Source organism: Spirillospora sp. NPDC052269 (assembly GCF_040679435.1).
Taxonomy (GTDB): Bacteria; Actinomycetota; Actinomycetes; order Streptosporangiales; family Streptosporangiaceae; genus Spirillospora.
In genome coordinates this window covers 1-20,933 of sequence record NZ_JBFAUU010000017.1, presented here as the reverse complement: position 1 = coordinate 20,933, position 20,933 = coordinate 1, and the positions used below count along the sequence as shown (strand labels likewise).

Annotated in this window: 21 protein-coding genes, 1 pseudogene and 1 riboswitch; of the genes and pseudogenes, 12 read left to right on the top strand and 10 right to left on the bottom strand. The window is 73.4% G+C overall.

All coding sequences use genetic code 11. The annotated features are described in order from the left end of the window. The first annotated feature begins 9 nt into the window (after positions 1 to 9). Positions 10 to 618 carry a GNAT family N-acetyltransferase gene (locus AB0L06_RS31825; RefSeq protein WP_500234834.1) on the top strand — a complete coding sequence of 203 codons (609 nt, stop codon included), beginning with the start codon at positions 10 to 12 and terminating at the stop codon, positions 616 to 618. Here the strand turns inward: AB0L06_RS31825 and metF are convergent. Next, positions 555 to 1,490, bottom strand: a complete 936-nt coding sequence (gene metF / locus AB0L06_RS31820) for a methylenetetrahydrofolate reductase [NAD(P)H] (protein WP_500234833.1) — start codon at positions 1,488 to 1,490, stop codon at positions 555 to 557. The two genes, AB0L06_RS31825 and metF, sit on opposite strands and share 64 nt — an antisense overlap. A 43-nt stretch (positions 1,491 to 1,533) precedes the next feature. Here metF and AB0L06_RS31815 point away from each other — a divergent pair, with 43 nt between their 5' ends. The 4 genes from AB0L06_RS31815 (at position 1,534) to AB0L06_RS31800 (ending at position 5,167) form a co-directional block, all read left to right on the top strand. After that, on the top strand, positions 1,534 to 2,622 hold the full coding sequence (locus tag AB0L06_RS31815; RefSeq protein ID WP_500234832.1) for a polyprenyl synthetase family protein: 1,089 nt from the start codon (positions 1,534 to 1,536) through the stop codon (positions 2,620 to 2,622). A 133-nt stretch (positions 2,623 to 2,755) separates the two neighbouring features. Next, positions 2,756 to 3,319, top strand: a complete 564-nt coding sequence (locus AB0L06_RS31810) for a dihydrofolate reductase family protein (RefSeq protein ID WP_500234831.1) — start codon at positions 2,756 to 2,758, stop codon at positions 3,317 to 3,319. Between the two features lie 141 nt (positions 3,320 to 3,460). Further along, the gene (locus tag AB0L06_RS31805) at positions 3,461 to 3,991 is read left to right on the top strand and encodes a carboxymuconolactone decarboxylase family protein (RefSeq protein WP_500234830.1); all 531 of its coding nucleotides are present in this window, start codon (positions 3,461 to 3,463) and stop codon (positions 3,989 to 3,991) included. 231 nt (positions 3,992 to 4,222) lie between these two features. Further along, on the top strand, positions 4,223 to 5,167 hold the full coding sequence (locus tag AB0L06_RS31800) for a serine/threonine-protein kinase (RefSeq protein ID WP_500234829.1): 945 nt from the start codon (positions 4,223 to 4,225) through the stop codon (positions 5,165 to 5,167). A gap of 75 nt (positions 5,168 to 5,242) precedes the next feature. Here the strand turns inward: AB0L06_RS31800 and AB0L06_RS31795 are convergent, their stop codons facing one another. From AB0L06_RS31795 to AB0L06_RS31780, 4 genes are all read right to left on the bottom strand, one after another. After that, a complete protein-coding gene (locus AB0L06_RS31795) occupies positions 5,243 to 5,407 on the bottom strand; it encodes a hypothetical protein (RefSeq protein WP_500234828.1) in 165 nt (54 codons plus the stop codon). Between the two features lie 68 nt (positions 5,408 to 5,475). Next, positions 5,476 to 6,153 (bottom strand): thiamine phosphate synthase, encoded by a 678-nt coding sequence (thiE, locus tag AB0L06_RS31790; protein ID WP_500234827.1) that lies wholly within the window; start codon positions 6,151 to 6,153, stop codon positions 5,476 to 5,478. Between the two features lie 275 nt (positions 6,154 to 6,428). Further along, positions 6,429 to 6,812: an Rv2175c family DNA-binding protein gene (locus AB0L06_RS31785; RefSeq protein ID WP_500234826.1), complete on the bottom strand. Its 384-nt coding sequence runs from the start codon at positions 6,810 to 6,812 to the stop codon at positions 6,429 to 6,431. Between the two features lie 81 nt (positions 6,813 to 6,893). Then, positions 6,894 to 8,096 (bottom strand): NAD(P)/FAD-dependent oxidoreductase, encoded by a 1,203-nt coding sequence (locus tag AB0L06_RS31780; protein ID WP_500234825.1) that lies wholly within the window; start codon positions 8,094 to 8,096, stop codon positions 6,894 to 6,896. Positions 8,097 to 8,138: 42 nt separating this feature from the next. After that, a riboswitch (TPP riboswitch) is annotated at positions 8,139 to 8,254 on the top strand. Between AB0L06_RS31780 and thiO the strand changes: the two genes are divergently transcribed. The 6 genes from thiO (at position 8,244) to AB0L06_RS31750 (ending at position 14,511) form a co-directional block, all read left to right on the top strand. Beyond that, positions 8,244 to 9,365, top strand: a complete 1,122-nt coding sequence (gene thiO, locus AB0L06_RS31775) for a glycine oxidase ThiO (RefSeq protein WP_500234824.1) — start codon at positions 8,244 to 8,246, stop codon at positions 9,363 to 9,365. (Overlaps the previous riboswitch by 11 nt.) Beyond that, positions 9,362 to 9,562, top strand: a complete 201-nt coding sequence (gene thiS, locus AB0L06_RS31770) for a sulfur carrier protein ThiS (protein WP_500234823.1) — start codon at positions 9,362 to 9,364, stop codon at positions 9,560 to 9,562. The genes thiO and thiS overlap by 4 nt, the downstream gene beginning before the upstream one ends. A gap of 8 nt (positions 9,563 to 9,570) precedes the next feature. Next, positions 9,571 to 10,356, top strand: a complete 786-nt coding sequence (locus AB0L06_RS31765) for a thiazole synthase (RefSeq protein WP_500234822.1) — start codon at positions 9,571 to 9,573, stop codon at positions 10,354 to 10,356. A 143-nt stretch (positions 10,357 to 10,499) separates the two neighbouring features. Further along, positions 10,500 to 11,501, top strand: coding sequence for a DMT family transporter (locus AB0L06_RS31760; protein WP_500234821.1), 1,002 nt, complete (start codon positions 10,500 to 10,502; stop codon positions 11,499 to 11,501). Between the two features lie 152 nt (positions 11,502 to 11,653). Then, a complete protein-coding gene (gene pknB / locus AB0L06_RS31755) occupies positions 11,654 to 13,615 on the top strand; it encodes a Stk1 family PASTA domain-containing Ser/Thr kinase (protein WP_500234820.1) in 1,962 nt (653 codons plus the stop codon). Positions 13,616 to 13,659: 44 nt separating this feature from the next. Beyond that, positions 13,660 to 14,511: a deoxyribonuclease IV gene (locus AB0L06_RS31750; protein WP_500234819.1), complete on the top strand. Its 852-nt coding sequence runs from the start codon at positions 13,660 to 13,662 to the stop codon at positions 14,509 to 14,511. 418 nt (positions 14,512 to 14,929) lie between these two features. Here the strand turns inward: AB0L06_RS31750 and AB0L06_RS31745 are convergent, their stop codons facing one another. From AB0L06_RS31745 to AB0L06_RS31725, 5 genes are all read right to left on the bottom strand, one after another. Further along, positions 14,930 to 16,636 carry a sodium:solute symporter family transporter gene (locus AB0L06_RS31745; protein ID WP_500234818.1) on the bottom strand — a complete coding sequence of 569 codons (1,707 nt, stop codon included), beginning with the start codon at positions 16,634 to 16,636 and terminating at the stop codon, positions 14,930 to 14,932. 28 nt (positions 16,637 to 16,664) lie between these two features. Next, entirely contained in the window at positions 16,665 to 17,198 is a 534-nt protein-coding gene (locus tag AB0L06_RS31740; protein ID WP_500234817.1) for a hypothetical protein, read from the bottom strand. Beyond that, on the bottom strand, positions 17,191 to 18,075 hold the full coding sequence (locus AB0L06_RS31735; RefSeq protein ID WP_500234816.1) for a LytR/AlgR family response regulator transcription factor: 885 nt from the start codon (positions 18,073 to 18,075) through the stop codon (positions 17,191 to 17,193). Before AB0L06_RS31735 ends, AB0L06_RS31740 begins: the two co-directional genes overlap by 8 nt. 63 nt (positions 18,076 to 18,138) lie before the next feature. Continuing rightward, the gene (locus tag AB0L06_RS31730; RefSeq protein ID WP_500234815.1) at positions 18,139 to 19,530 is read right to left on the bottom strand and encodes a histidine kinase; all 1,392 of its coding nucleotides are present in this window, start codon (positions 19,528 to 19,530) and stop codon (positions 18,139 to 18,141) included. Positions 19,531 to 19,655: 125 nt separating this feature from the next. Beyond that, the gene (locus AB0L06_RS31725) at positions 19,656 to 20,360 is read right to left on the bottom strand and encodes a sulfite oxidase-like oxidoreductase (RefSeq protein ID WP_500234814.1); all 705 of its coding nucleotides are present in this window, start codon (positions 20,358 to 20,360) and stop codon (positions 19,656 to 19,658) included. A 274-nt stretch (positions 20,361 to 20,634) separates the two neighbouring features. On the opposite strand from AB0L06_RS31725, the pseudogene AB0L06_RS31720 reads away from it, so the two are divergent. Beyond that, positions 20,635 to 20,933, top strand: a pseudogene (locus AB0L06_RS31720) (3-deoxy-7-phosphoheptulonate synthase); the annotation flags it as partial.

Below are 20,933 nucleotides of genomic sequence, written 5' to 3'. Positions count from 1 at the left end.
TCTCTCGGCGTGAGGAAGAGGGAGCCGAAGCTGCGTCGACTCGACGAATCCGCGTTCCTGCGCCGCCTGGACCCGATCCTTCAGGTCTACGCCGCGGCGATGCGCCCGCCCGGGGAGCAGCTGCCCGGACGGTACTCGATCATGCAGCGGCACACGACGTACCCGCGGTTCCGCGCCTACGTGCTGGAGCGGCCCCGTCCCCTGCCCGGGGTGCCGGGGAGCGTGCGCGGGTTCGCCTACGGGTTCCACGGCGAGCCCGGGCAGTGGTGGCACGACGTGGTGCGGCAGGCGCTGGTCGAGCGGGACGGCGTGGAGCACGCCGACTACTGGCTGGACGACGCGTTCGAGGTCGCCGAGCTGCACGTCCACCCCGACGAGCAGGGGCGCGGGAACGGCCGGGCGCTGCTGAACGCGCTGTGCGAGGGCAGGCGGGAGCGGACGGTCGTGCTCTCCACGCTCGACCTGGACCCCGAGTCGCCCGCCCGCCGGCTCTACCGCTCCGTCGGCCTGAGGGACCTGCTGACCGCCTTCGACTTCCCCGGCGGCGGGCCGCCCTACGCCGTGATGGGCGGGACGCTGCCCCTGGCCCCGTACCCGGCGCCCTCCAGCAGCTCGTAGACCTCGCGGGTCGCGGTCGAGCGGTTGAAGGTGATGAAGTGGATGCCGGGCGCGCCCTGGTCGAGCAGCTCCCGGCACAGCTCGGCGGCGTGCTCGATGCCGAGCCGCCGGACGGCCTCCGGGTCGTCCCGGACGGCGTCGAACCGCTCGCGGACCTCCGCCGGGAACGGCGCGCCGGACAGCTGCTCGGACCGCTCGATCGTGCTGATCCGGGTCACGGGCATGATGCCCGGGATGATCGGCACGTCGCAGCCCTCGGCCGTGACCCGGTCGCGCAGCCGGAAGTAGTCGTCCGCGCGGAAGAACATCTGGGTGATCGCGTAGTCGGCGCCCGCGCGGCACTTCTCGACGAAGTACCGCGTGTCGCTCTCGATGTCGTGGGAGCGCGGGTGCTTGTAGGGGAAGGCGGCGACGCCGACGCAGAAGTCCCCGTACGAGCGGATCATCCGGACCAGGTCGGAGGCGTACTCCAGGCCCTCCGGGTGCTTGACCCAGTCCGCCGCCGGGTCGCCCGGCGGGTCGCCGCGCAGCGCGAGGATGTTGCGGACGCCCGCGGACGCGAACCGGCCGATCAGGTGCCGCAGCTCGGCCTGGGAGTGGTCGACGGCCGTGAAGTGCGCCACGGGCGTCATGGTCGTCTCGGTGGCGATCCGCTCGACCACGTCCACGGTGTTGTCGCGGGTGCTGCCGCCCGCCCCGTAGGTGACCGACACGAAGGTCGGGTTCAGCGGCTCCAGCTCCCGGATGGTGCGCCACAGCGTCCGGGCGGCCTCCGCGGTCTTCGGCGGCATGAACTCGAACGAGAACGATGGTTCTCCGGTGGCGAGCAGCTCGCGGATCGTGGGAGCGCGATCGGGGTTCGGGCGTCGCATCCCGCAATCCTATCGACCCGGTCCGAAAAGATACGATCTCGGCATGTCCAGCAGTTCGTCCGGCCACTCGCCCGTCAGCACCGCCACCGGCCAGTTCCGCAAGGAGGTCGACGAGGCGCTGCACGCCTTCGTCGCCCGGCAGACCCCCGGTCTGCTCGCCATCAGCGAGGACCTGCGCCCCATGATCACCGCCCTCTCGGCACTCCTGTCGGGCGGAAAACGGCTGCGCCCGGCGTTCTGCTTCTGGGGCTGGCGGGCCGCCGGCGGGGTGGACGGCCCGGAGATCGCCGCCGCGGCCGCGTCCCTGGAGCTGCTGCAGGCCAGCGCCCTGGTCCACGACGACGTCATGGACGCCAGCGACACCCGCCGGGGCCAGCCGTCGGTGCACCGGCGGTTCGAGGCGCTGCACGCCGAGCGCGGCTGGCGCGGGCCCGCGGACACCTTCGGCGAGGGCGCGGCGATCCTGCTCGGCGACCTGCTGCTGGCCTGGTCCGGCGAGATGTTCGAGACCAGCGGCCTGTCGGAGGAGCGGCGCGCCCGCGGACGCGGCGTCTACGACGTGATGCGCACCGAGGTCATGTGCGGCCAGTACCTCGACATGCTGGAGAGCACGCGCGCGGACGGGACGGTCGAGTCGGCGCTGCGGGTGGTGGATTTCAAGTCGGCCAAGTACACGATCGAGCGCCCGCTGCACCTGGGCGCGGCGCTGGCCGGGGGCTCGGGCGAGCTGACGGCGGCGCTCAGCGCGTACGGGCGGCCGCTCGGGATGGCGTTCCAGCTGCGGGACGACGTGCTCGGCGTGTTCGGCGACCCGTCCCAGACCGGCAAGCCCGCCGGGGACGACCTGCGCGAGGGCAAGCGGACGGTCCTGGTGGCGCTCACCCTGGAGCGCGCCACGCCGGAGCAGGCGGCCGTCGTCGACCGGCTGCTCGGCGACCCGGAGCTGAGCGAACGCGGGGTCGCCGACCTGCGGGAGATCATCACCGGGACGGGCGGGCTGGCCGCCTGCGAGGAGATGATCGACCGGTTCGCGGCCGAGGCGCACGAGGCCCTGGCCGCCGCCCCGGTGGCCGGCGAGGCCCGCGAGGCGCTGGCCGAACTGGCGGTGGCGGCGACCGCCCGCTCCTTCTGAGCGCCCGCCCCTCCTGAGCGCCTGCTCCTTCTGAGCGTCCGCTCCTTCTGGACGCCTGCTCCTTCTGAGCGCCTGCTTCGGGCGCGACCGGGGTAGATGTTCCCCCACCGGCAGGGGAAGGAGGCTCGGAGCCATGCTGATCTACTCGATGAACATCTCGGTGGACGGGTTCATCACCGACCGCAAGGGCGAGTTCGGATGGACGGCCCCCAGCGAGGAGCTGTTCCGCTTCCACACCGAGCAGGTTCGCGAGCTGGGCGCCTACCTGTGCGGCCGCAGGCTCTACGAGACCATGCTGCCCTGGGAGACGGAGCCGTCGATGCGCGACTACCCGTCGCGGGCCGTGTTCGCCGACGTCTGGTCCGCCCTCCCGAAGATCGTCTTCAGCCGCACGCTCGACGGCGTCCAGGGCAACGCCCGGCTCGCCAAGGCGTCGGTGGCCGAGGAGGTCGCCGCGGCGCTCGCCGCGACCGGCAAGGACGTCGCCATCGGCGGCGCCGGTCTCGCCGCGCAGGCCGTCGACCTCGACCTCGTCGACGAGCTGCGCATGTTCCGCCTCCCGATCGCCGTCGGGGGCGGCACGCCCTTCCTACCGCCGGTCGCCGAGGCCGTCCGGCTGGACCTGGTCGAGACCAGGACGTTCACCGGGGGCGTGATCTTCGAGCGCTACAGACGCGCCCGCGTCGAATCGGGCTGAAACGCCGTCCGGTTCGGGCGGTCGCACTTCCGGAACCGATCGTCAACGCCGTGACACGATGTGGCCAATGCGGCGGGTCGGGCTGGCACTGTCCCAGTGATCGGTGGCAGAAAGTACGGCATGGCCTCTGACACCCCGCCCGTGAGCTCTCAGGACATTCCGCGCATCCCGCCGCTGCCGTCCGGGGAGTGGGACGACACGCTGCGCGCCGTCGTCGCCCACACCGGCCCGATGAACGTCTTCACGACGCTCGCCCGGCACCCGGAGCTCTTCACCGCCTGGATCGGGTTCGGGTCCAAGCTGCTTCTCGAGGGCACGCTGGACGGACGCGTCCGGGAGATCGCGATCCTGCGCGTCGCACACCTCCGCTCGTGCGCGTACGAGTGGGAGCACCACGTCCCGATCGCGCAGCTGGCCGGGCTCAACGAGGCGGAGATCGAGGCACTGCGGGGAGCGCCGGACGACCACCCCTGGTCGGCGGACGACCGGGCGGTGATCGAGGTGGCGGACGAGCTGAGCGCCACCTCCACCGTCTCGGACGCGACCTGGGCGGCGCTGGCGAAGCGGTTCGACGAGACCCTCCTGATCGAGCTGGTCATGCTCATCGGGCAGTACCACATGCTCGCTTTCGCGCTGAACGCGCTGCGCGTCCAGAACGAGGACAACCACTGATCCGCGCGCACGAGGCGCGCGCCGGGCGCCATCGCGTCCAGGTGGGCGGTTCCTCCGGGGATGCGGCTCTGACCGGGAGTTTCACGCGCGGCGGAGGCGCCTGCCGGGCGTAAAAGATCACCCTTCCCGCCCCGTGCCCGGGCGGCACAGGGTACAAAAGAGGGAAACTTCCACTCGTCCTCCCCCGCCGAGCCGGAGCCCCCGTTGCCGTCATCCTCCTCCCCCGGGAGCATGCTGGACCCGTCGTCCAGCCGTCCCGGCCTGCCCCTCGGCCCGGACGACCCGCGCCGCCTCGGCGGCTACCGGCTCGTCCGCCGCCTGGGCGAGGGCGGCCAGGGCGTCGTCTACCTCGCCGTGCCGAAGGATCCCGGCGACGGCCCGCTGGTGGCGCTGAAGCTGCTGCGCGGCGGGGCCGCCGCCACGCCCCGGGCCCGCAGCCGGTTCGTCAAGGAGGCGGCCGCCGCCACCGAGATCACCAACCGGCACGTCGCGCGGGTGCTCGAGGCGGACGTGACCGGCGACCGGCCCTACATCGTCAGCGAGTTCGTGGACGGCCCGTCCCTGCAGGAGTCGGTCGAGGAGGACGGCCCGCTCACCCCCGGGCGGCAGCGTCACGTCGCGCTGCGCACGGCCGCCGCGCTCGCCGCGATCCACCGCGCGGGCGTGGTGCACCGCGACTTCAAGCCGGGCAACGTGCTGCTCGGCCCGGACGGCCCGAAGGTGATCGACTTCGGCGTCGCGCGGACCGCCGACGCCACCCCGGTCACCACCCACGGGGCGGTCGGCACCCCCGCCTACATGGCCCCCGAGCAGATCGAGGACGAGCCGGTCGGCCCGCCCGCCGACGTGTTCGCCTGGGCCGCGACCGTGGTGTTCGCCGCGACAGGCCGCCCGCCGTTCGGCGGCGGCCCGAGCGCGGCGGTCATGCGCCGCATCGTCACCCGGCCGCCGGACCTCGGCGACCTGCGCGGCGAGCTGCGCGACCTGGTGGAGCGCTGCCTGGACAAGAACCCGGCGGCGCGGCCCACGGCCCGGCAGATCGTCCGGGCGCTACGAGACGGAGAATCCCCGGTGCCGCGGCCGCGTCCCAAGAAGATCCCCCGCTACCGGTGGCGGATGATGCTCGCCCTGGCCGCCGTCGTCACGGCGGGCTTCGCCCTGGGCATCCTGCTCTAGAGCCTCGTCCTGCTCTAGAGCCTCGTCAGCGGCCCGCCGGCCGGCTCGCGCGGGCCCGCCCACCAGGGGGCCGGCTCACCAGTGGGGCGGGCGCTCCTCCAGGAAGCGCGCGTCGTCGTCTCCGCCGTCGCGCCACTCGCCCCAGCCGCCGTCGGTGTCGTCGGCGGTCTGGTCGGGCAGGACGGGCAGATCGTCGTCCGCCATGTCCACCACGCGGTCGTCGTCCGGTGAAACGCTCATGCCTCCATTGTCGGTCACGCCGGGGCCCACTGGTGACCACCCGGTGTCCGGGGCATGGCGACGTGCTGTCAGGCGTCGCCGCGGTGGAGGCGGCGGGAGAACTCGGCGGCCGCCCCGCCCGGGTCGTCGGCCTCGGTGAGGGCCCGGACGACCACGACGCGGTCCGCGCCCGTGGCGAGGACCTGGTCGAGGTTGCCGAGGTCGACGCCGCCGATCGCGAACCAGGGACGCGCCGGGTTCCGCCCGGCGGCGTACTCCAGCAGCGGCAGGCCGGGCGCGTGGCGGCCGGGCTTGGTCGGGGTGGGCCAGACGGGGCCGCAGCAGAAGTAGTCCACGCCGGGCTCGGCGAGGGCTCCGGCGGCCTGGTCGTCCGAATGCGTGGAACGGCCGATCAGGACGTCCTGGCCGACGATCGCGCGGGCGGCCGGGACGGACAGGTCGTCCTGCCCGAGGTGCAGGACGTCCGCCTGGACGGCGTGCGCGACGTCGGCGCGGTCGTTGACCGCGAGCAGCGCGTCGTGCCGGTCGCAGGCGTCCCGGAACACCCGAAGGTGCTCGATCTCCTGCCGCGCCTCCAGGCCCTTCTGCCGCAGCTGGACGATGTCGACCCCGTTCGCGAGCACCGCGTCGAGGAACTCCGGCAGGTCGCCCTGCTTCTCCCGGGCGTCCGTGCAGAGGTAGAGGCGCGCGCGGCCGAGCCGGGCGCGCAGCCGGACGGCGCGGTCGGTGGGCAGGTGCCTGGACACGGTGGCGGGGTCCTTCCGGAGCAGGGACGCGGACGGTTCCGATGCGGCGACGGGCGCCGGAACGGTGACACGGAACCGTGGCGGTGAACGATCTCGGTGAACGGTCACGGTGAACCGTCGCGGTGAACGGGTTCGGGCCACGCGCGCGGGGATCCGCGCACGTGACCCGAATCATTTCACGTGCTTTGCTGCTCTCTCAGCCGGGCCGTCCGGTACGTCCCTCCGCCAGGGTGCACCGGGTGGCGCGGCCGGGCCGGCTTCCGGGCCGGGCCGGGTCAGAAGGCGAGCGCCTGGGCCCGCCGCCGGATCTCGGTGCCGCGGTTCTCGGCCATGGCCTGCACCGGGGTGCCGGGAAGCGTCTCGTCGGCGGTGAAGAGCCAGCGGAGCGTCTCCACGTCGTCGAACCCGGCGTCCCTCAGCAGGGTCAGCGTGCCCGGCAGCCCCTTGATCACCTGGCCGTCGTGGATGAACGCCGCCGGCACCGCCAGGAAGCCCTCCCGGCGGACGGCCAGCAGCTTCCGCTCCGCCAGCAGCTGCTTGATCCGGTTGAACTTCAGGCCGAGGCGCTCGGCCGCCTCCGGAAGGTCGATCCACTCACCCACGAGGGCGTCGGTGGCAGGGTCGAGGTCTTTCTCTACGGTTGCGTGCGTCTGCGTCACGCCCCCTTGCTACCACGCCCCCGGAGCACTCAAACCCGTCCAGGCCCCCAGGGGATTCTTCCGTTGATCTTTCACCGTTGGTCAGGACTTCACCGACTGCCGCACCGGAATGCCCGGATCGCCCAGCAGAACAGGGTCCACGGGCGTCCCGGCGGCGATGATCCGCTTCGCCTGGACGAGGTCGCGCGGGCGGTCCACCGTCAAGATCGCTTCAAGCCGGTCGCCGGTGATCCACGCCACGGCCCAGGCGCCGTCCTCGGGCGCGCCCCGGCGGATCATCCGCTCGGCCCCGGCGTGGTGCCCCGCGTACTGGACGAACCGGTCGAACTGCTCCGACCAGAAGTAGGGCGCCACGTCGTAGGTCGCGTCCGCGCCGAGCAGGGTCGCGGCGGCGGTCTCGGGCGCGTTCAGCGCGGTGTCCCAGTGCTCGACGAGCAGCCTGCGGCCGTACCGGTTCGACCACCAGGCGGCGCAGTCGCCGACCGCGACCACGTCGTCCCGCGCGACGCCGTCCACCGAGGCGCGCAGCGACGCGTCGGTCAGGACGCCCCGCTCGACGTCCAGGCCCGAGCCGTCCAGCCAGGCCACCTCGGGGCGGACGCCGACGCCGGTGACGACCAGGTCGGCCGGGAGGTGCCCGCCGTCCGCGAGCGCGAGGCCGTCGTGCTCGACCGAGGCGACCTTCACGCCCGTCCGCAGCTCGACGCCCGCCTCGGCGTACCAGGGGGCGGTGAGCGCGCCGAGCTCCGGCCCGAGCGCGTTCGCCAGCGGCGCGTCCGCGGCCTCCACGACCGTGACGGCGCAACCGTCCTTGGCGGCCGTGGTCGCGACCTCCGCGCCGATCCAGCCCGCCCCGACGATCACCACGCGCGCGCCGGGGACGAGCCCCTCCCGGACCGCGAGCGCGTCGTCCAGGGTGCGGATGACGTGCTGCGGGCCGTCGCCGGGCATCCGGACCGGCGTCGCGCCGGTCGCGATCACCAGGCCGTCGAAGTCCAGGTCGCCGGTGGTCGTGGCGAGCGTCCCGCCGCGTCCGGGGTCGAGCCGCAGGCCGGTCGCCCGCTCGCCCGCCAGCACCCGGACGTCCAGGGCCGCCAGGTCGGTGTCCAGGCCGGGGAAGTCGGTCTCACCCTTCAGGACGGCCTTCGTCAGCGGCGGACGGTCGTACGGCCGGTGCCGCTCCGCCCCCACCATCGTCAGCCCGCCCTCGTACCCGTGCTTGCGCAGCGCCTCCGCCGCACGCACGCCCGCGAGCCCGCCGCCCGCCACCATCACCCGGTCCATGCCCGCAGGCTAGCCGGTGTCCGAATCGTCGTAGGCTAGGAGGCAGAAGTGCGCGGGAGCCCGGCCGGAACCGGGCTGAGAGGGCGGCTGAGAGGGCCGCCGACCGCCTGAACCTGATCCGGGTCATGCCGGCGAAGGGAGCCGCAGGTGAACGTCGTCATCATCGGAGCAGGGGTCGTCGGCCTCGGCGCGGCTTGGCGCTGCGCGGCGCGCGGCGCGGACGTCACCCTGGTCGATCCGGAGCCCGCGAGCGGCGCGTCCGGGCTCGCGGCCGGGATGCTGACCCCCGTCAGCGAGCTCGACTACGGCGAGGAGCCGCTGCTCAGGCTGGGCGTGGCGTCCCGCAACCGGTACCCGTCGTTCGTCGCCGAGCTCGAGGAGCTGACCGGCCACGACACCGGGCACCGCACGGACGGCCTGCTCGAGGTCGCCTTCGACGCCGACGACCTGCGGGTCCTCGAGGACGTCAAGCGCTTCCAGGAGAGGCTGGGCGTGCCCACCGAGGCCCTCGGCAGGCGGGAGTGCCGCAAGCTCGAGCCGATGCTCGCGCCGACCGTCCGCGGCGGCCTGTACGCGCCCGAGGACGGCTCGATCGACCCGAGGCGGCTCACCCCGGCGCTGCTCGCCGCCGCCGAGAGGCTCGGCGCGCGGCTCGTCCGGCGCAAGGCCGCCGAGGTGATCGTGCGCGGCGACGCGGCCGTCGGCGTCCGGCTGGACGACGGCACCGAGCTGCCCGCCGACCGGGTCCTGCTCGCGGCCGGGCCGTGGGCCGGCGACATCGGCGGGATCCCGCCGGGCGTCGTGCCGACCGTCCGGCCGGTGAAGGGCCAGGTGCTGCGGCTGCGCACGCCCGTCCCGTTCCTGCGCCGGACGCTCCGGGGCGTGGTGCGCGGCTCGTCCATCTACATGGTGCCGCGCGCGGACGGCGAGATCGTCGTCGGCGCGACGCAGGAGGAGATGGGCTTCGACACCCGGGTGACCGCGGGCGGCCTCTGGGAGCTGCTGCGGGACGCCCGCGAGCTGGTCCCCGGCATCACCGAGCTCGACTTCGCCGAGGTCACCGCGGGCCTGCGCCCCGGCTCGCCGGACAACGCGCCGGTGCTCGGGCCGTCCGCGCTGCCGGGCCTGGTGCTCGGCGTCGGGCACTACCGCAACGGGATCCTGCTCACCCCTGTCAGCGCCGACGCGCTGGGCGCCGCGCTGCTGGACGGCGAGCTCCCCGAGGTGGCCCGCCCCTTCTCCCCCGACCGGTTCCAGGAAGGCAAATGAAGATCATTGTGAACGGCGAGCCGCGCGACCTCCCCGAGGACGCCAGCGTGGCCGACGCGGTCGCCACGGTCACCGGCGCCCCGAACGGGGTGGCCGCGGCGCTGAACGACGAGGTGGTGTCGCGGTCCGCGTGGACCGCGACGAGGCTGACCGAGGCGGACCGGCTGGAAGTCCTGACCGCCGTGCAGGGAGGATGACCGTGGTCATGGCGAACGACGGAGACGACGCCCTGGTCATCGCGGGCGAGGAGTTCGGGTCCCGGCTGATCATGGGCACCGGCGGCGCGCCGAGCATGAGCGTGCTGGGCGAGGCGCTCGCCGCGTCCGGGACGGAGCTGACCACGGTCGCGATGCGGCGGGTCGACCCGTCCGCCCGCGGCTCGGTGCTGGACGTCCTGCGCGAGCACGGCATCCGGGTGCTGCCGAACACGGCGGGCTGCTTCACCGCGGGCGAGGCGGTGCTGACCGCCAAGCTGGCCCGCGAGGCGCTCGGCACGAACTGGGTGAAGCTCGAGGTCATCGCCGACGAGCACACCCTGCTGCCGGACCCGATCGAGCTCGTGGACGCCGCCGAGCAGCTGGTGGACGACGGCTTCGTCGTGCTGCCCTACACCAGCGACGACCCGGTGCTGGCGCGCCGGCTCGAGCAGGTGGGGTGCGCGGCGGTGATGCCGCTCGGCTCGCCGATCGGGTCGGGGCTGGGCATCCGCAACCCGCACAACATCGAGCTGATCGTGGAGCGGGCGACCGTCCCGGTGGTCCTGGACGCCGGGCTCGGCACGGCCTCGGACGCGGCGCTCGCGATGGAGCTGGGCTGCGACGCGGTGCTGCTGGCCACGGCGGTGACGCGGGCGCAGCACCCGACCAGGATGGCCGCCGCGATGCGGCACGCCGTCGAGGCCGGACGGCTCGCCCGGCTGGCCGGGCGGATCCCGATGCGCCGGTACGCTCAGGCGTCGTCCCCCTTCGAAGGGATGGTTAAGTCTTCCTAACCAGTGGGTTGCAGTATTTCTCACTGGACCTGAACGGTCATGTGACGGCACACTGAAGTCCAGAATCATAGCGTTTGTCCGTTTTGAGATGGACATGCATATTTCGACCGCCATGGAAGTACCTGGACCTCAGGATGGAGCGCATGACGACGAATCAGGTGGACCGGCGCGCCCTCCTCGCCGCCGCGGTGACGGTGCTCGCGTGGGCCTCGGCGTTCGTGTCGATCCGCAGCGCGGGCGCCGACTACCCGCCGGGCGCGCTCGCGCTCGGCCGGCTGGCCTGCGGATCGGTGGTGCTCGTCTCGATCCTGGCCGTCCGCCGCGAGGGCCTGCCGCCGCGCGCCGCCTGGCCCGGGATCCTGGTGTCCGGCGTGCTCTGGTTCGGCTTCTACATGCTCGTCCTGAACTGGGGCGAGCGGAAGGTGGACGCGGGCACGGCGGCGATGCTGGTCAACATCGGCCCGATCCTCATCGCGCTGCTCGGCGGCTGGCTGCTGCGGGAGGGCTTCCCGCCCCGGCTGTTCGCCGGGGTCGCGGTCGCGTTCGGCGGAGCCGTCGTGGTGGGGCTCGCGACGTCCACCGGCGGCGACGCGTCGGTGCTGGGCGCGGTGCTGTGCGTGCTGGCGGCCGTCGCCTACGCGGGCGGCGTGATCTCGCAGAAGCCCGCACTGCGGCACGCCTCGGCGCTGCAGGTCACGACCTTCGGCTGCGTGATCGGGACGGTGTTCTGCCTCCCCTTCGCGGGCCAGCTCGCCTCCCATGTGCCGCACGCCTCACTTTCGGCGACGCTGAACATGGTCTACCTCGGGGTCGTCCCGACGGCGCTCGCCTTCACCACGTGGGCCTACGCGCTCGCCCGGACCTCGGCCGGGAAGCTCGGCGCGACCACCTACGTCGTCCCCACCCTGGTCGTCCTGATGTCGTGGGGACTCCTGAGCGAGGTGCCCGTGCCCGGCGCGCTCGTGGGCGGTGGCCTGTGCCTGCTGGGCGTCGCGGTGGCCCGCAGTCGTCCCCGGACGTCCCCCAGCGTCACGCCGCAGCCGGAACCTGCGGCTTCCGCGCCCGTGGCTTCCGCACCCGTGGCTTCCGCACCCGTGGCTTCCGTACCCGCGGCTTCCGCACCCGTGCCCGACGCCTCCATCTGAACGGCCTCCAGCCCCGCTCCTGAGGGCCCGCCGGCGACCGCCCACGGACGGTCGCCGGCGGACCGTTCAGGGGAAAGATCAGCCATGAGTCCGATCAATGCTCATACTCCCGGCCGATGAGAACCGTTTCGGCGGGCCTCTAGACTCGGCGCGTGGACACTACGGTTGCGGATCCCCTCGTCGGGCAGGTGCTCGACGGGCGCTACCGCATTGAGTCCCGGATCGCCCGCGGCGGCATGGCGACCGTGTACCTGGCCCGTGACGTCCGACTCGACCGGGTCGTCGCGATCAAGGTCATGCACGCGGGACTCGCCTCCGACGAGGAGTTCGTCGCGCGGTTCATCGGGGAGGCCAAGGCCGCGGCGGCGCTCTCGCACCCCAACGTGGTCGCGATGTACGACCAGCGCACCGACGGCGAGCACGCGTTCCTCGTCATGGAGTACGTGCCCGGCCGGACGCTGCGCGAGCTGCTCGCCGAACGCGGCCGGATCGGGCCGCGCGAGGCGCTCACCCTGATGCAGCCGGTGCTGGCCGCGCTCGGCGCCGCGCACCGCGCCGGGATGGTCCACCGCGACGTCAAGCCCGAGAACGTGCTGATCACCGAGGACGGCCAGGTCAAGGTCGCCGACTTCGGGCTGGCCCGGGCCGAGTCGGCGAGCAAGATGACCAAGACCGGGCTGATCATCGGCACGGTCGGCTACCTCGCGCCCGAGCAGGTGGTGTCCGGCAGCGCCGACGTCCGCTCGGACGTCTACGCGGCCGGGATCCTGCTCTACGAGCTGCTCACCGGCGACCTCCCGCACCAGGCCGACTCGCCGCTCGCGGTCGCCTACAAGCACGTCAACGAGGTCGTCCCGCCGCCGTCGCTGGCCGTCCAGGGCCTGCCGCCGCAGGTGGACGCCCTGGTGACGCGGGCCACCTCGCACTCCCCCGACGAGCGGTTCGCCGACGCCAACGCGTTCCTGGCCGCCGTCGCCGAGGTCGTCAACGGGCTCCCGCCCGACATCGACCAGCGCATCGAGGACGCCCAGCTCCACCCCACGTCGGTCCTGGCGAACCCGGGCCCCCCGGGCGACGGCCACACCGCCGTCTACGACCCGTCCGCCATGCCGGACGGCATGGGCGACGAGGTCCCGCCGCGCCGCACCGGCGCCGACCGCGCGATCGGCGCGCTCACCGGCCGGTACGTGCTGATCGCGCTCGCCGCGGTCGTGGCCGTGGTCCTCGGCTGGGCCGTGTGGTGGCAGACGTCCGGCCAGTACGACCACGTCCCGGACCGGATCGTCGGCATGAAGATCGCCGCCGCCAAGAGCAAGCTGCGCGGCGAGGGCCTGAACATCCGCCTCGGCGAGGCCGCCTACAGCGACCGCGCGCCCAAGGGCACGGTCGCGGCGTCCGACCCGCCGGGCGGCGCGCGCGTGTCCAAGGGCCAGACGGTCACGCTCACGCCGTCCCTCGGCAAGACGCCCCGCAACGTCCCAGACGTCTCCGGCAACTCTCTGGACGACGCCAAGAACAAGCTGAAGGACGCGGGCTTCACCGTCGGCGAGGTCGGCCAGAAGAGCTCCCAGACCGTCGCCAAGGACAAGGTGCTGCGCACCGACCCGTCCGCGGGCACCAAGGTCTCCCCCGACGCCGGGCCGGTGAACATCGTCGTCAGCACCGGCATGACGATGCCGAACCTGGTCGGGCGCAGCGCCGACGAGGCGACCAACACCCTGCGCTCCATGGGCCTGAAGGTCGACACCAAGAAGCGCAAGGACAAGGACAAGCCCGCCAACACCGTCCTCGAGCAGCAGCCGGACCCGGGCACCGGCCTCTCCCGCGGCGACAAGGTCACCCTCGTCGTCAACCAGCAGGACTGCCTGGTCAACCTGGGCGGCTGGCACTTCGGCTGCGACAACAACAACAACAACCAGGGCGACCAGGGCGACCAGCTGCCCGTCCCGAACGTGACGGGCCAGTCGGTCGACGACGCGACCAGCGCCCTGGAGGACGCGGGCTTCAAGGTCTCGGTGCAGGGCTTCGGCGGCGACACCATCCGCGCGCAGTGGCCCGCGGGCGGCGGCCAGGCCCCGCGCGACTCGAGCGTCACCATCGTCAAGGGTCCCTGAGGTCCGCCGGGGAACCCCGGGATCCCGACTAGGGTGGATGGCCTATGACCGTTGAGAAGAGCCCCGTCGGGGGCCACGTGCCGGTGGCCGGCGGCCTCGCCACCGGAGGGCTGAAGTACGCGGAGAAGATGGGCGCCGAGGTGATCCAGGTGTTCACCTCCAACCCGCGCGGCTGGGCGCTGCCCGAGGGCAACCCCAAGGAGGACGCCCTCCTGCGCGAGCGCGACGACATCCCCGTCTACGTGCACTCGCCCTACCTGGTGAACTTCGGCTCGCCCAGCGCCGAGACCCTGGAGAAGTCCCTCGCGACCGTCCGGCACTCGCTGCGCCGCGGCCAGGCGATCGGCGCCCGCGGCGTCGTGGTGCACACCGGGTCGGCCGTCAGCCAGACCTACGACGCGGCGATGGCGCAGATCCACGACCACGTCCTGCCGCTGCTCGAGGAGATCCCCGAGGACGGCCCGCACCTGCTCCTCGAGCCGATGGCGGGCCAGGGCGCGATGCTCTGCGCCAGGGTCCAGGACCTCGGCCCCTACTTCGACGCCCTGGAGCGCCACCCCAAGCTCGGCGTGTGCTTCGACACCTGCCACGCCTTCGCGGCCGGCCACGACCTGGCCGCTCCCGGCGGCGTCAAGGCCACCATCGACGCCCTGGTCGACACGGTCGGCGAGGGCCGCCTGAAGCTCGTCCACGCCAACGACTCCAAGGACGTCTGCGACTCCAGGAAGGACCGGCACGAGAACATCGGCAAGGGCCACATCGGCGAGGCCCCGTTCGCGGAGCTGTTCCGGCACCCGGCCGTGGCGGGCGTCCCGTTCATCATCGAGACCCCGGGCCGCGACGCCGGCCCCCACGGCGAGGACGTCGCCACCCTCAAGCGCCTGCGCGACAACTGAGACGACGCGGCCGTGCGCCCGGGACCTTCGGAGGTCCCGGGCGCACGGCTCGCTCTGTCAGAGCTTGGGGGCGGGGGAAGCACAAGCTCGGGCGCCGCTGAACAACCCCCCGACTGTCCAGCGGCGCCCGAGCGGTAAGCCAGTGGATCCCACCCCCCCGGTACGGGATCCTCTGGCATGATCCGGCGTGCGACTGGCGCACGACCGGATCTCCAGGGTTGCCTTGTCGTCCTCTCGGGAGTGATGTCGCTTCCCGGTGACACAGAGAACACTAGAGGTGGGATGTCACCAGGTGGGTGCTGCGAAACCAAGGTTTCGGTAAACGGTGCGTAGTCAGAGTTATACGTAGCGTAGTCGCACGCCGAACGGTCGGTTTCATGCGACGAACGGCGGGGCCCGACCGCTCGCCGCAGCGCCCTCAGGGGAGGACGGCCTCCTCCGGGAGATGCATCCGGGCGAGGGCACGATCGGCGCGGGGCGGGACGGAGCGCCGGAACGCCAGCGACACGCCGACCATCACCGCGAACACGGCCGGGGCGAGGACGAGGGCGGGCTGGGCGAGGAACGCGGCCGTCCAGCCGCACCGGGGGCCGAGGAACAGGCCCACGCCGCCGGTGACGACGGCGAGGCCGCCGCCGAAGACGACGCCCACGCCCGCGCCCAGCGGGGTGAGGCGGCGCCACCACAGGCCGAGGAGCAGCAGCGGGCACAGCGAGCAGGCCGAGACCGTGAGCGCGAGCGTGACGAGGCCCGCGGCGTTCTGCGTCCCGGCCGTCCACGCCACGCACAGCGGGACGGCGAGGGCGAACACCGCGCCCACGCGGAAGCTGCCCGTCCCGCCGCGCAGGACGCACTGCGAGACGGTGCCCGCGATCGCGACGACGACGCCGCAGGTGGTCGAGATGAACGCGGCGAACGCTCCCGCCGCGACGAGCCCGACCAGCAGCGATCCCGGTAACCCGGGCGCGAGCCTGCGGGGCAGCGTGAGGATGGTCGCGTCGGTGTCGCCGGTCATCAGCAGCTCCGGCGTGTAGAGACGACCCAGCGTCCCGTACAGGGCCGGGAACACGTAGAACAGCGACAGCAGGCCGGGCACCATCGCGGCCGTCCGGCGCGCGGCCCGTCCGCAGGTGTTGGTGTAGAAGCGCATCAGGATGTGCGGCAGGCCCATCGTGCCGAGCAGCACCGCCAGCAGCGCCGAGTAGGTGATGTAGAGCGGATGGTCGCGGCCGCGCTCGGACGGCATCGCCCACGCCCCGCCGGTGTGGACGGGCAGCCGCGCGGCGTGCGGGACGGCCGCGCCGCGCGGGAACAGCAGCTCGGCCCCGGCTCCGACGCGGTGGTCCCTGGCGGACAGCACGACGCGCTCGCCGTCGTGGCGTTCGCCGTCCAGGGTGCCGCGGACGGTGACGGCGGTCGGCGCGGTGACCCGGACGGCCGACTCGGTCTGCACGCGGATGGTCGTGGCGCGGCCGAACACCGGCGGCCCGTCCGGCGTGCCCGCGCCGTCCAGCCGCCACAGCACCAGCAGCGCCGCCGCGGGGACGGCCACCGCGATCAGCTTCACCCAGAACTGGACGGCCTGGACGTCGGTGATGCTCCGCATCCCGCCGGACAGGGTGAGGACGAGCACGACCGCGACGACCAGGACCCAGCCCGCCCAGACCGGCGCGCCGGTCAGCACCCGCAGCGTGACGCCCGCGCCCTGGAACTGCGGCAGCAGGTAGAACCAGCCGATGAAGCAGACGCAGCCCGACACCGTGCGCCGCACCGCGACCGACCCGAGCCGCCACTCGGCGAAGTCGGAGATCGTGTACGCGCCGGAGCGGCGGAGCGGCCCGGTGACGAACGCGACGAGCAGCACGAACCCGCCGGTCGCCGCCACCGGCAGCCAGAGCGTGTCGGTCCCGTAGGCCAGGACGAGCCCGGCGGTGCCGAGGAACGCCGCCGCCGAGATGTACTCGCTGCTGATCGCCGACGCGTTCCAGAGCGAGCTCACGCCGCGCGAGGCGACCATCAGGTCCGTGGCGGTCGCGGCGGCCCGCCGCCCGAACGACCCGAGCCCGATGGTCGCGGCCACGAGCGTCAGCACCGACAGCGTCGCGGCGATAGCCACCCCGGTCACGGGCGTCCCACCGGGTGGACGGGCCCGGTCACGAGCGGCCCACCAGGCGGGCGAAGTCGCGCTCGGCGGACTCGGCGAGGCGGGCCTGGCGGCGCGCGGCGTAGATCCACAGCGGCTGGATCAACACGGCGAGCACCAGCCACGGAAGGGGCAGGCAGACCGGCCCGACGTGCGCCCGGCCGGGGACGAACGCGAGCAGCGGCAGCAGCGCGACGACGACCAGGACCAGGCCGCCGGTGCCCAGCGCGGTGCGGAACTGGGCGCGGATCAGCGTCCGCGCGAACACCGCGCCGAGCTCGGTCTGCTCGTCCAGGTCGGTCGCGATGTTCCAGCCGGGCCCGGTGTAGGGGCCCGCGTACGGCTCGTCCGCGTCCAGCGCCGGAAGGGACCGCGCGACGCGCGTGCGCGGACTCGCGACCACCACGCGCCGCGGCCGCGCCCCGCCCTGCGGATCGAGCGTCCACTCATCCCCGGACGCACCGGAAAGCGGGGGCGCGCCGGAGAAATCCGGAGACGCACCGGAGGAAACCGGGGTCGCGCCGGAAGTGTGCGGGTCAGTCATCGGCGTCGGCCTGCGTGCCGTCCTCGGCCTGCACGGTGTCCTCGGTTCGCGCGTCCGGCTGTGCGGTGTCGGTGCGGGCGAAGGGGGTGTCCGGGTGGTCGCCGTTGCGGAAGCTGCGGACGAGCAGGTCGCGGACGGCGCGGGTGTGGCGGCGGCTCACCACCAGCAGCTCGTCGCCGATCTGCACGGAGACGCGTCCGGCGTCGAAGCGCAGCTCGGTGATGTGCTGGGCCGCGACGAGGGTGCTGCGGTGGATGCGGATGAAGCCGGAGTCCTCCCAGCGGCGGGCGAGGGCGGCGAGCGGCATCCGGACGAGGTAGCTGCCCTCGGCGGTGTGCAGCCGCACGTAGTCGCCCTGCGCCTCGACGTGGGTGACCGAGCGGCGGGACACCAGGCGGGTCCGCCCGCCGAGCTCGACCGGGATCATCTCGTCGTCGTCCGCGGCCGGCGGCCCGCCGGGAGCGCCGGGAGCGCCGCCGGGATCGTCCGCGCGGGCCCGCTCGACCGCCTCGACCACCCGCCGGACGGCCTCGCCGAGCCGTTCCCGGCGGACGGGTTTGAGCAGGTAGTCGAGCGCGCCGAGCTCGTAGGCGGCGACGGCGCAGTCATCGTGCGCGGTCACGAACACCACGGCGGGCGGCTCGGCGAACCCGGCGAGCAGGCGGGTGAAGTCGAGTCCGTCCAGCCCGGGCATGCGGATGTCGAGGAAGACGGCGTCCAGCCGCTCCCCCGCACTCAGCATCCGGGACAGGTCGCGCAGGGCGGAGGCGGCGTCGCCCGCGCCCCCGACCCATTCCACTCTCGGGTCCTCCCGCAGCAGGTAGGAGAGCTCCTCCAGGGCGGGGACCTCGTCGTCGACGGCCAGGACGCGCAGCATGAGACGACCTTGCCCCCCTCACCGTCCGTCCGCAATCGGTTTCACCATGTGACTTCGGATGGGTCAGGCGGGGAACGCCGCCGGACGGTACTTCGGCACCCGCAGGTTCACCTTCGTTCCGGCGCCGAGCGCGGTCTCCACCGTCAGCCCGTACTCGTCGCCGTAGACCTGCCGCATGCGCTCGTCCACGTTGGCGAGGCCGATCCCGGCACCACCGCCCGCACCGCCGCGCCCGCCCCCACCCGTACCGTTGGCGCGTCCGGCGGCGCGGTCGCGTGCGCCGGGGCTGGGCGAGAGGATCTCGCCCAGCCGTTCCGGGTCGATGCCGACGCCGTCGTCCTCGACGCTGATCGCGGCCTCCGCGCCGCTGTCGCGCGCGACGATGCGGATCCGGAACTCGTCGCGCGCCCGGCCCTGCATGCCGTGCCTGATCGCGTTCTCGACGAGCGGCTGCAGCGACAGGAACGGCACCGCCACCGACAGCACCTCCGGCGCGACCTCGACGCTGAACTGGAGCCGGTCGCCGAACCGGGCGCGTTCGAGCAGCAGGTACCGGTCGATGGAGCGCAGCTCGTCCGCGAGCGTCGTGAACTCGCGCGGGTTGCGGAACGAGTAGCGCGCGAAGTCGGCGAAGTCGAGCAGCAGCTCACGCGCGCGCACGGGGTCCGTCCGGACGAACGAGGCGATCGTGGTCAGCGAGTTGTAGACGAAGTGCGGGGAGATCTGCGCGCGTAGCGCCCGCATCTCGGCTTCGGCCAAGCGCGCGCGGGACGAGTCGAGTTCGGCGAGTTCGAGCTGCCCTGCCACCCAGCGCGCGACCTCGCCCACCGCGCGCACGCGCGTGGCGGACGGCTCCGGACCGTACGCGACCAGCGCCCCCACCACATGCCGGTCGATCGCGAGCGGCGCGACGACCGCGACGCGGATCGGGCAGGACGGGTCGCCGCACGTGGTCAGCGGGTCCGCGCCGACCACGCGGGGACGTCCGGTGGCGAGCACCGGACGGGCGTGCCGGGTCGCGTCGTCACCGTGGTCGTCGGCGCCGAGGCCGTCCCAGGCCAGCAGTGCGGCCCGCGCGAGCGGATCGTCCTCGCCGGACTCGTCGTCCGCGCCGACGCCCAGCAGCGTCGCGACCCGCCCGGACGCGGCGGACGCCCCGGACGGCGCGACCGTCCCCGGCGGGGCGGCGACCAGCGCGATCGCGTCCGCGCCGAGCAGCGCGCGCAGGTGCCGCGCGGCCTTGCGGGCCGAGTCCGGGGTCAGTCCGCCGCGCAGCGCGGGCGACGCGCGCGAGATCGTGTGCAGGGTGGAGAACGTCGCGTCGTCGGCCGGATCGGCCAAGCCGCGATGCTTCGTGCGGCGCATCCGGCAGACGGCGACGGCCCCGGCCGCCAAGGCGGCCAGGACGGCCGTGAAGCCGATGCACGTGAGATCGAGTACGGACGGTGCACCCATGGCGACCTAACGTAATCCCCCTGCCCGAGGGGCGTGACCGGTTCCGCCGACGGGCGGGGACCAGGTCCGGCCAACCCCGGCCGGGCCCGGCTGCCCGCGCGTCCGGTCAACGGGACGGCACCAGCTCAGAGGGGCGGGGCGCCGTCCTCGTCCTCCTGGTAGGAGTAGCGCTGCTCGCGCCAGGGGTCGGCGACGTTGTGGTAGCCGCGTTCCTCCCAGAAGCCGCGCCGGTCCTTGACCATGTACTCGATGCCGCGCACCCACTTGACGCTCTTCCACGCGTACAGGTGCGGGACGACCAGCCGGATCGGGTAGCCGTGGTCGAGGGGCAGGCGCTCGCCGTCCCGGTGGGTGGCGAACATGGTCCCGTCGGCGAGGAAGTCGCTCATCCGGATGTTGGCGCTGTAGCCGTACTCGGCCCACACCATGACGTGCGTGACCTCCGGGTCGGGCGGGGCCAGCTCGATGATCGCCGCGCCCGTGATCCCCTCCCAGTGGTTGTCCGGGATGGTGAACTTCGTGACGCAGTGGAAGTCGGCGACGACGGAGCCGCGGGGCAGCCCGTCGAACTCGTCCCACGTCCAGCGGTACTGGCCACCGGTCGACGTGGCGCCGAAGACACGGAAATCCCACTCCTTGGGACGGAACTTCGGAACGGGCCCGTAGTGCAGGACGGGCCAGCCGCGCGGGACGTACTGGCCCGGGGGCAGCGCCGTCCGGCCGGCGTCCTCCCCGCCCTGCGGCACGGCGTCGGGCCCGGGGCCGGAGGCGGCGGTCGCGCCGGGGTTCGGCTCGGGGGTCTGCTCAGGCGGTGACTCGGGTGGCGACATGACGCGGCCATCCTGCCATCCGGCGTGAGCTGAGCCATATTCGGGGGGCTTGCCTCCCGCACTATGCCTGATGGGCTACTGTGGGCACGTGCGCAACGTCATCTATTTCTTTTGGTACGACCAGCCCGGGCGGCTGGTCTGCCAGTCGTTGCGCTGACAGACCTGAAACCACCGAAGCCCCGGGCCTAGACACAAGGCCCGGGGCTTCGTCGTTTTCCCGGGACCGATCCTCGCGGGATCCACCGGGTCCCGCGCATCCACGAGAGGCAACACCATGGTCATCGTCATGGCCCCCGAAGCCAACGAGGCTGATATCCAGGCCGTCGTCTCACTGGTCGAGACGGCGGGTGGCGACGCCTTCGTCAGCCGGGGCGTCGAGCGCACCATCATCGGACTGGTCGGGGACGTCCAGCGGTTCGGCGCCCTCAACCTGCGGTCGCAGCGCGGGGTGAGCGACGTCGTCCGGATCTCGGCGCCGTACAAGCTCGTCAGCCGCGAGAACCACCGCGAGCGGTCGGTCGTCCGGGTCGGCGGCGTCCCGATCGGCCCCGGCACCATGACCCTCATCGCCGG

Bases quoted from the DNA above. Each gene is read 5' to 3' on its own strand.
- metF (WP_500234833.1), bottom strand. From the start codon at position 1,490: ATGCGACGCCCGAACCCCGATCGCGCTCCCACGATCCGCGAGCTGCTC.
- AB0L06_RS31815 (WP_500234832.1), top strand. From the start codon at position 1,534: ATGTCCAGCAGTTCGTCCGGCCACTCGCCCGTCAGCACCGCCACCGGC.
- AB0L06_RS31810 (WP_500234831.1), top strand. From the start codon at position 2,756: ATGCTGATCTACTCGATGAACATCTCGGTGGACGGGTTCATCACCGAC.
- AB0L06_RS31800 (WP_500234829.1), top strand. From the start codon at position 4,223: ATGCTGGACCCGTCGTCCAGCCGTCCCGGCCTGCCCCTCGGCCCGGAC.
- AB0L06_RS31795 (WP_500234828.1), bottom strand. From the start codon at position 5,407: ATGAGCGTTTCACCGGACGACGACCGCGTGGTGGACATGGCGGACGAC.
- AB0L06_RS31780 (WP_500234825.1), bottom strand. From the start codon at position 8,096: ATGGACCGGGTGATGGTGGCGGGCGGCGGGCTCGCGGGCGTGCGTGCG.
- thiS (WP_500234823.1), top strand. From the start codon at position 9,362: ATGAAGATCATTGTGAACGGCGAGCCGCGCGACCTCCCCGAGGACGCC.
- AB0L06_RS31765 (WP_500234822.1), top strand. From the start codon at position 9,571: ATGGCGAACGACGGAGACGACGCCCTGGTCATCGCGGGCGAGGAGTTC.
- AB0L06_RS31760 (WP_500234821.1), top strand. From the start codon at position 10,500: ATGACGACGAATCAGGTGGACCGGCGCGCCCTCCTCGCCGCCGCGGTG.
- AB0L06_RS31750 (WP_500234819.1), top strand. From the start codon at position 13,660: ATGACCGTTGAGAAGAGCCCCGTCGGGGGCCACGTGCCGGTGGCCGGC.
- AB0L06_RS31740 (WP_500234817.1), bottom strand. From the start codon at position 17,198: ATGACTGACCCGCACACTTCCGGCGCGACCCCGGTTTCCTCCGGTGCG.
- AB0L06_RS31735 (WP_500234816.1), bottom strand. From the start codon at position 18,075: ATGCTGCGCGTCCTGGCCGTCGACGACGAGGTCCCCGCCCTGGAGGAG.
- AB0L06_RS31730 (WP_500234815.1), bottom strand. From the start codon at position 19,530: ATGGGTGCACCGTCCGTACTCGATCTCACGTGCATCGGCTTCACGGCC.
- AB0L06_RS31725 (WP_500234814.1), bottom strand. From the start codon at position 20,360: ATGTCGCCACCCGAGTCACCGCCTGAGCAGACCCCCGAGCCGAACCCC.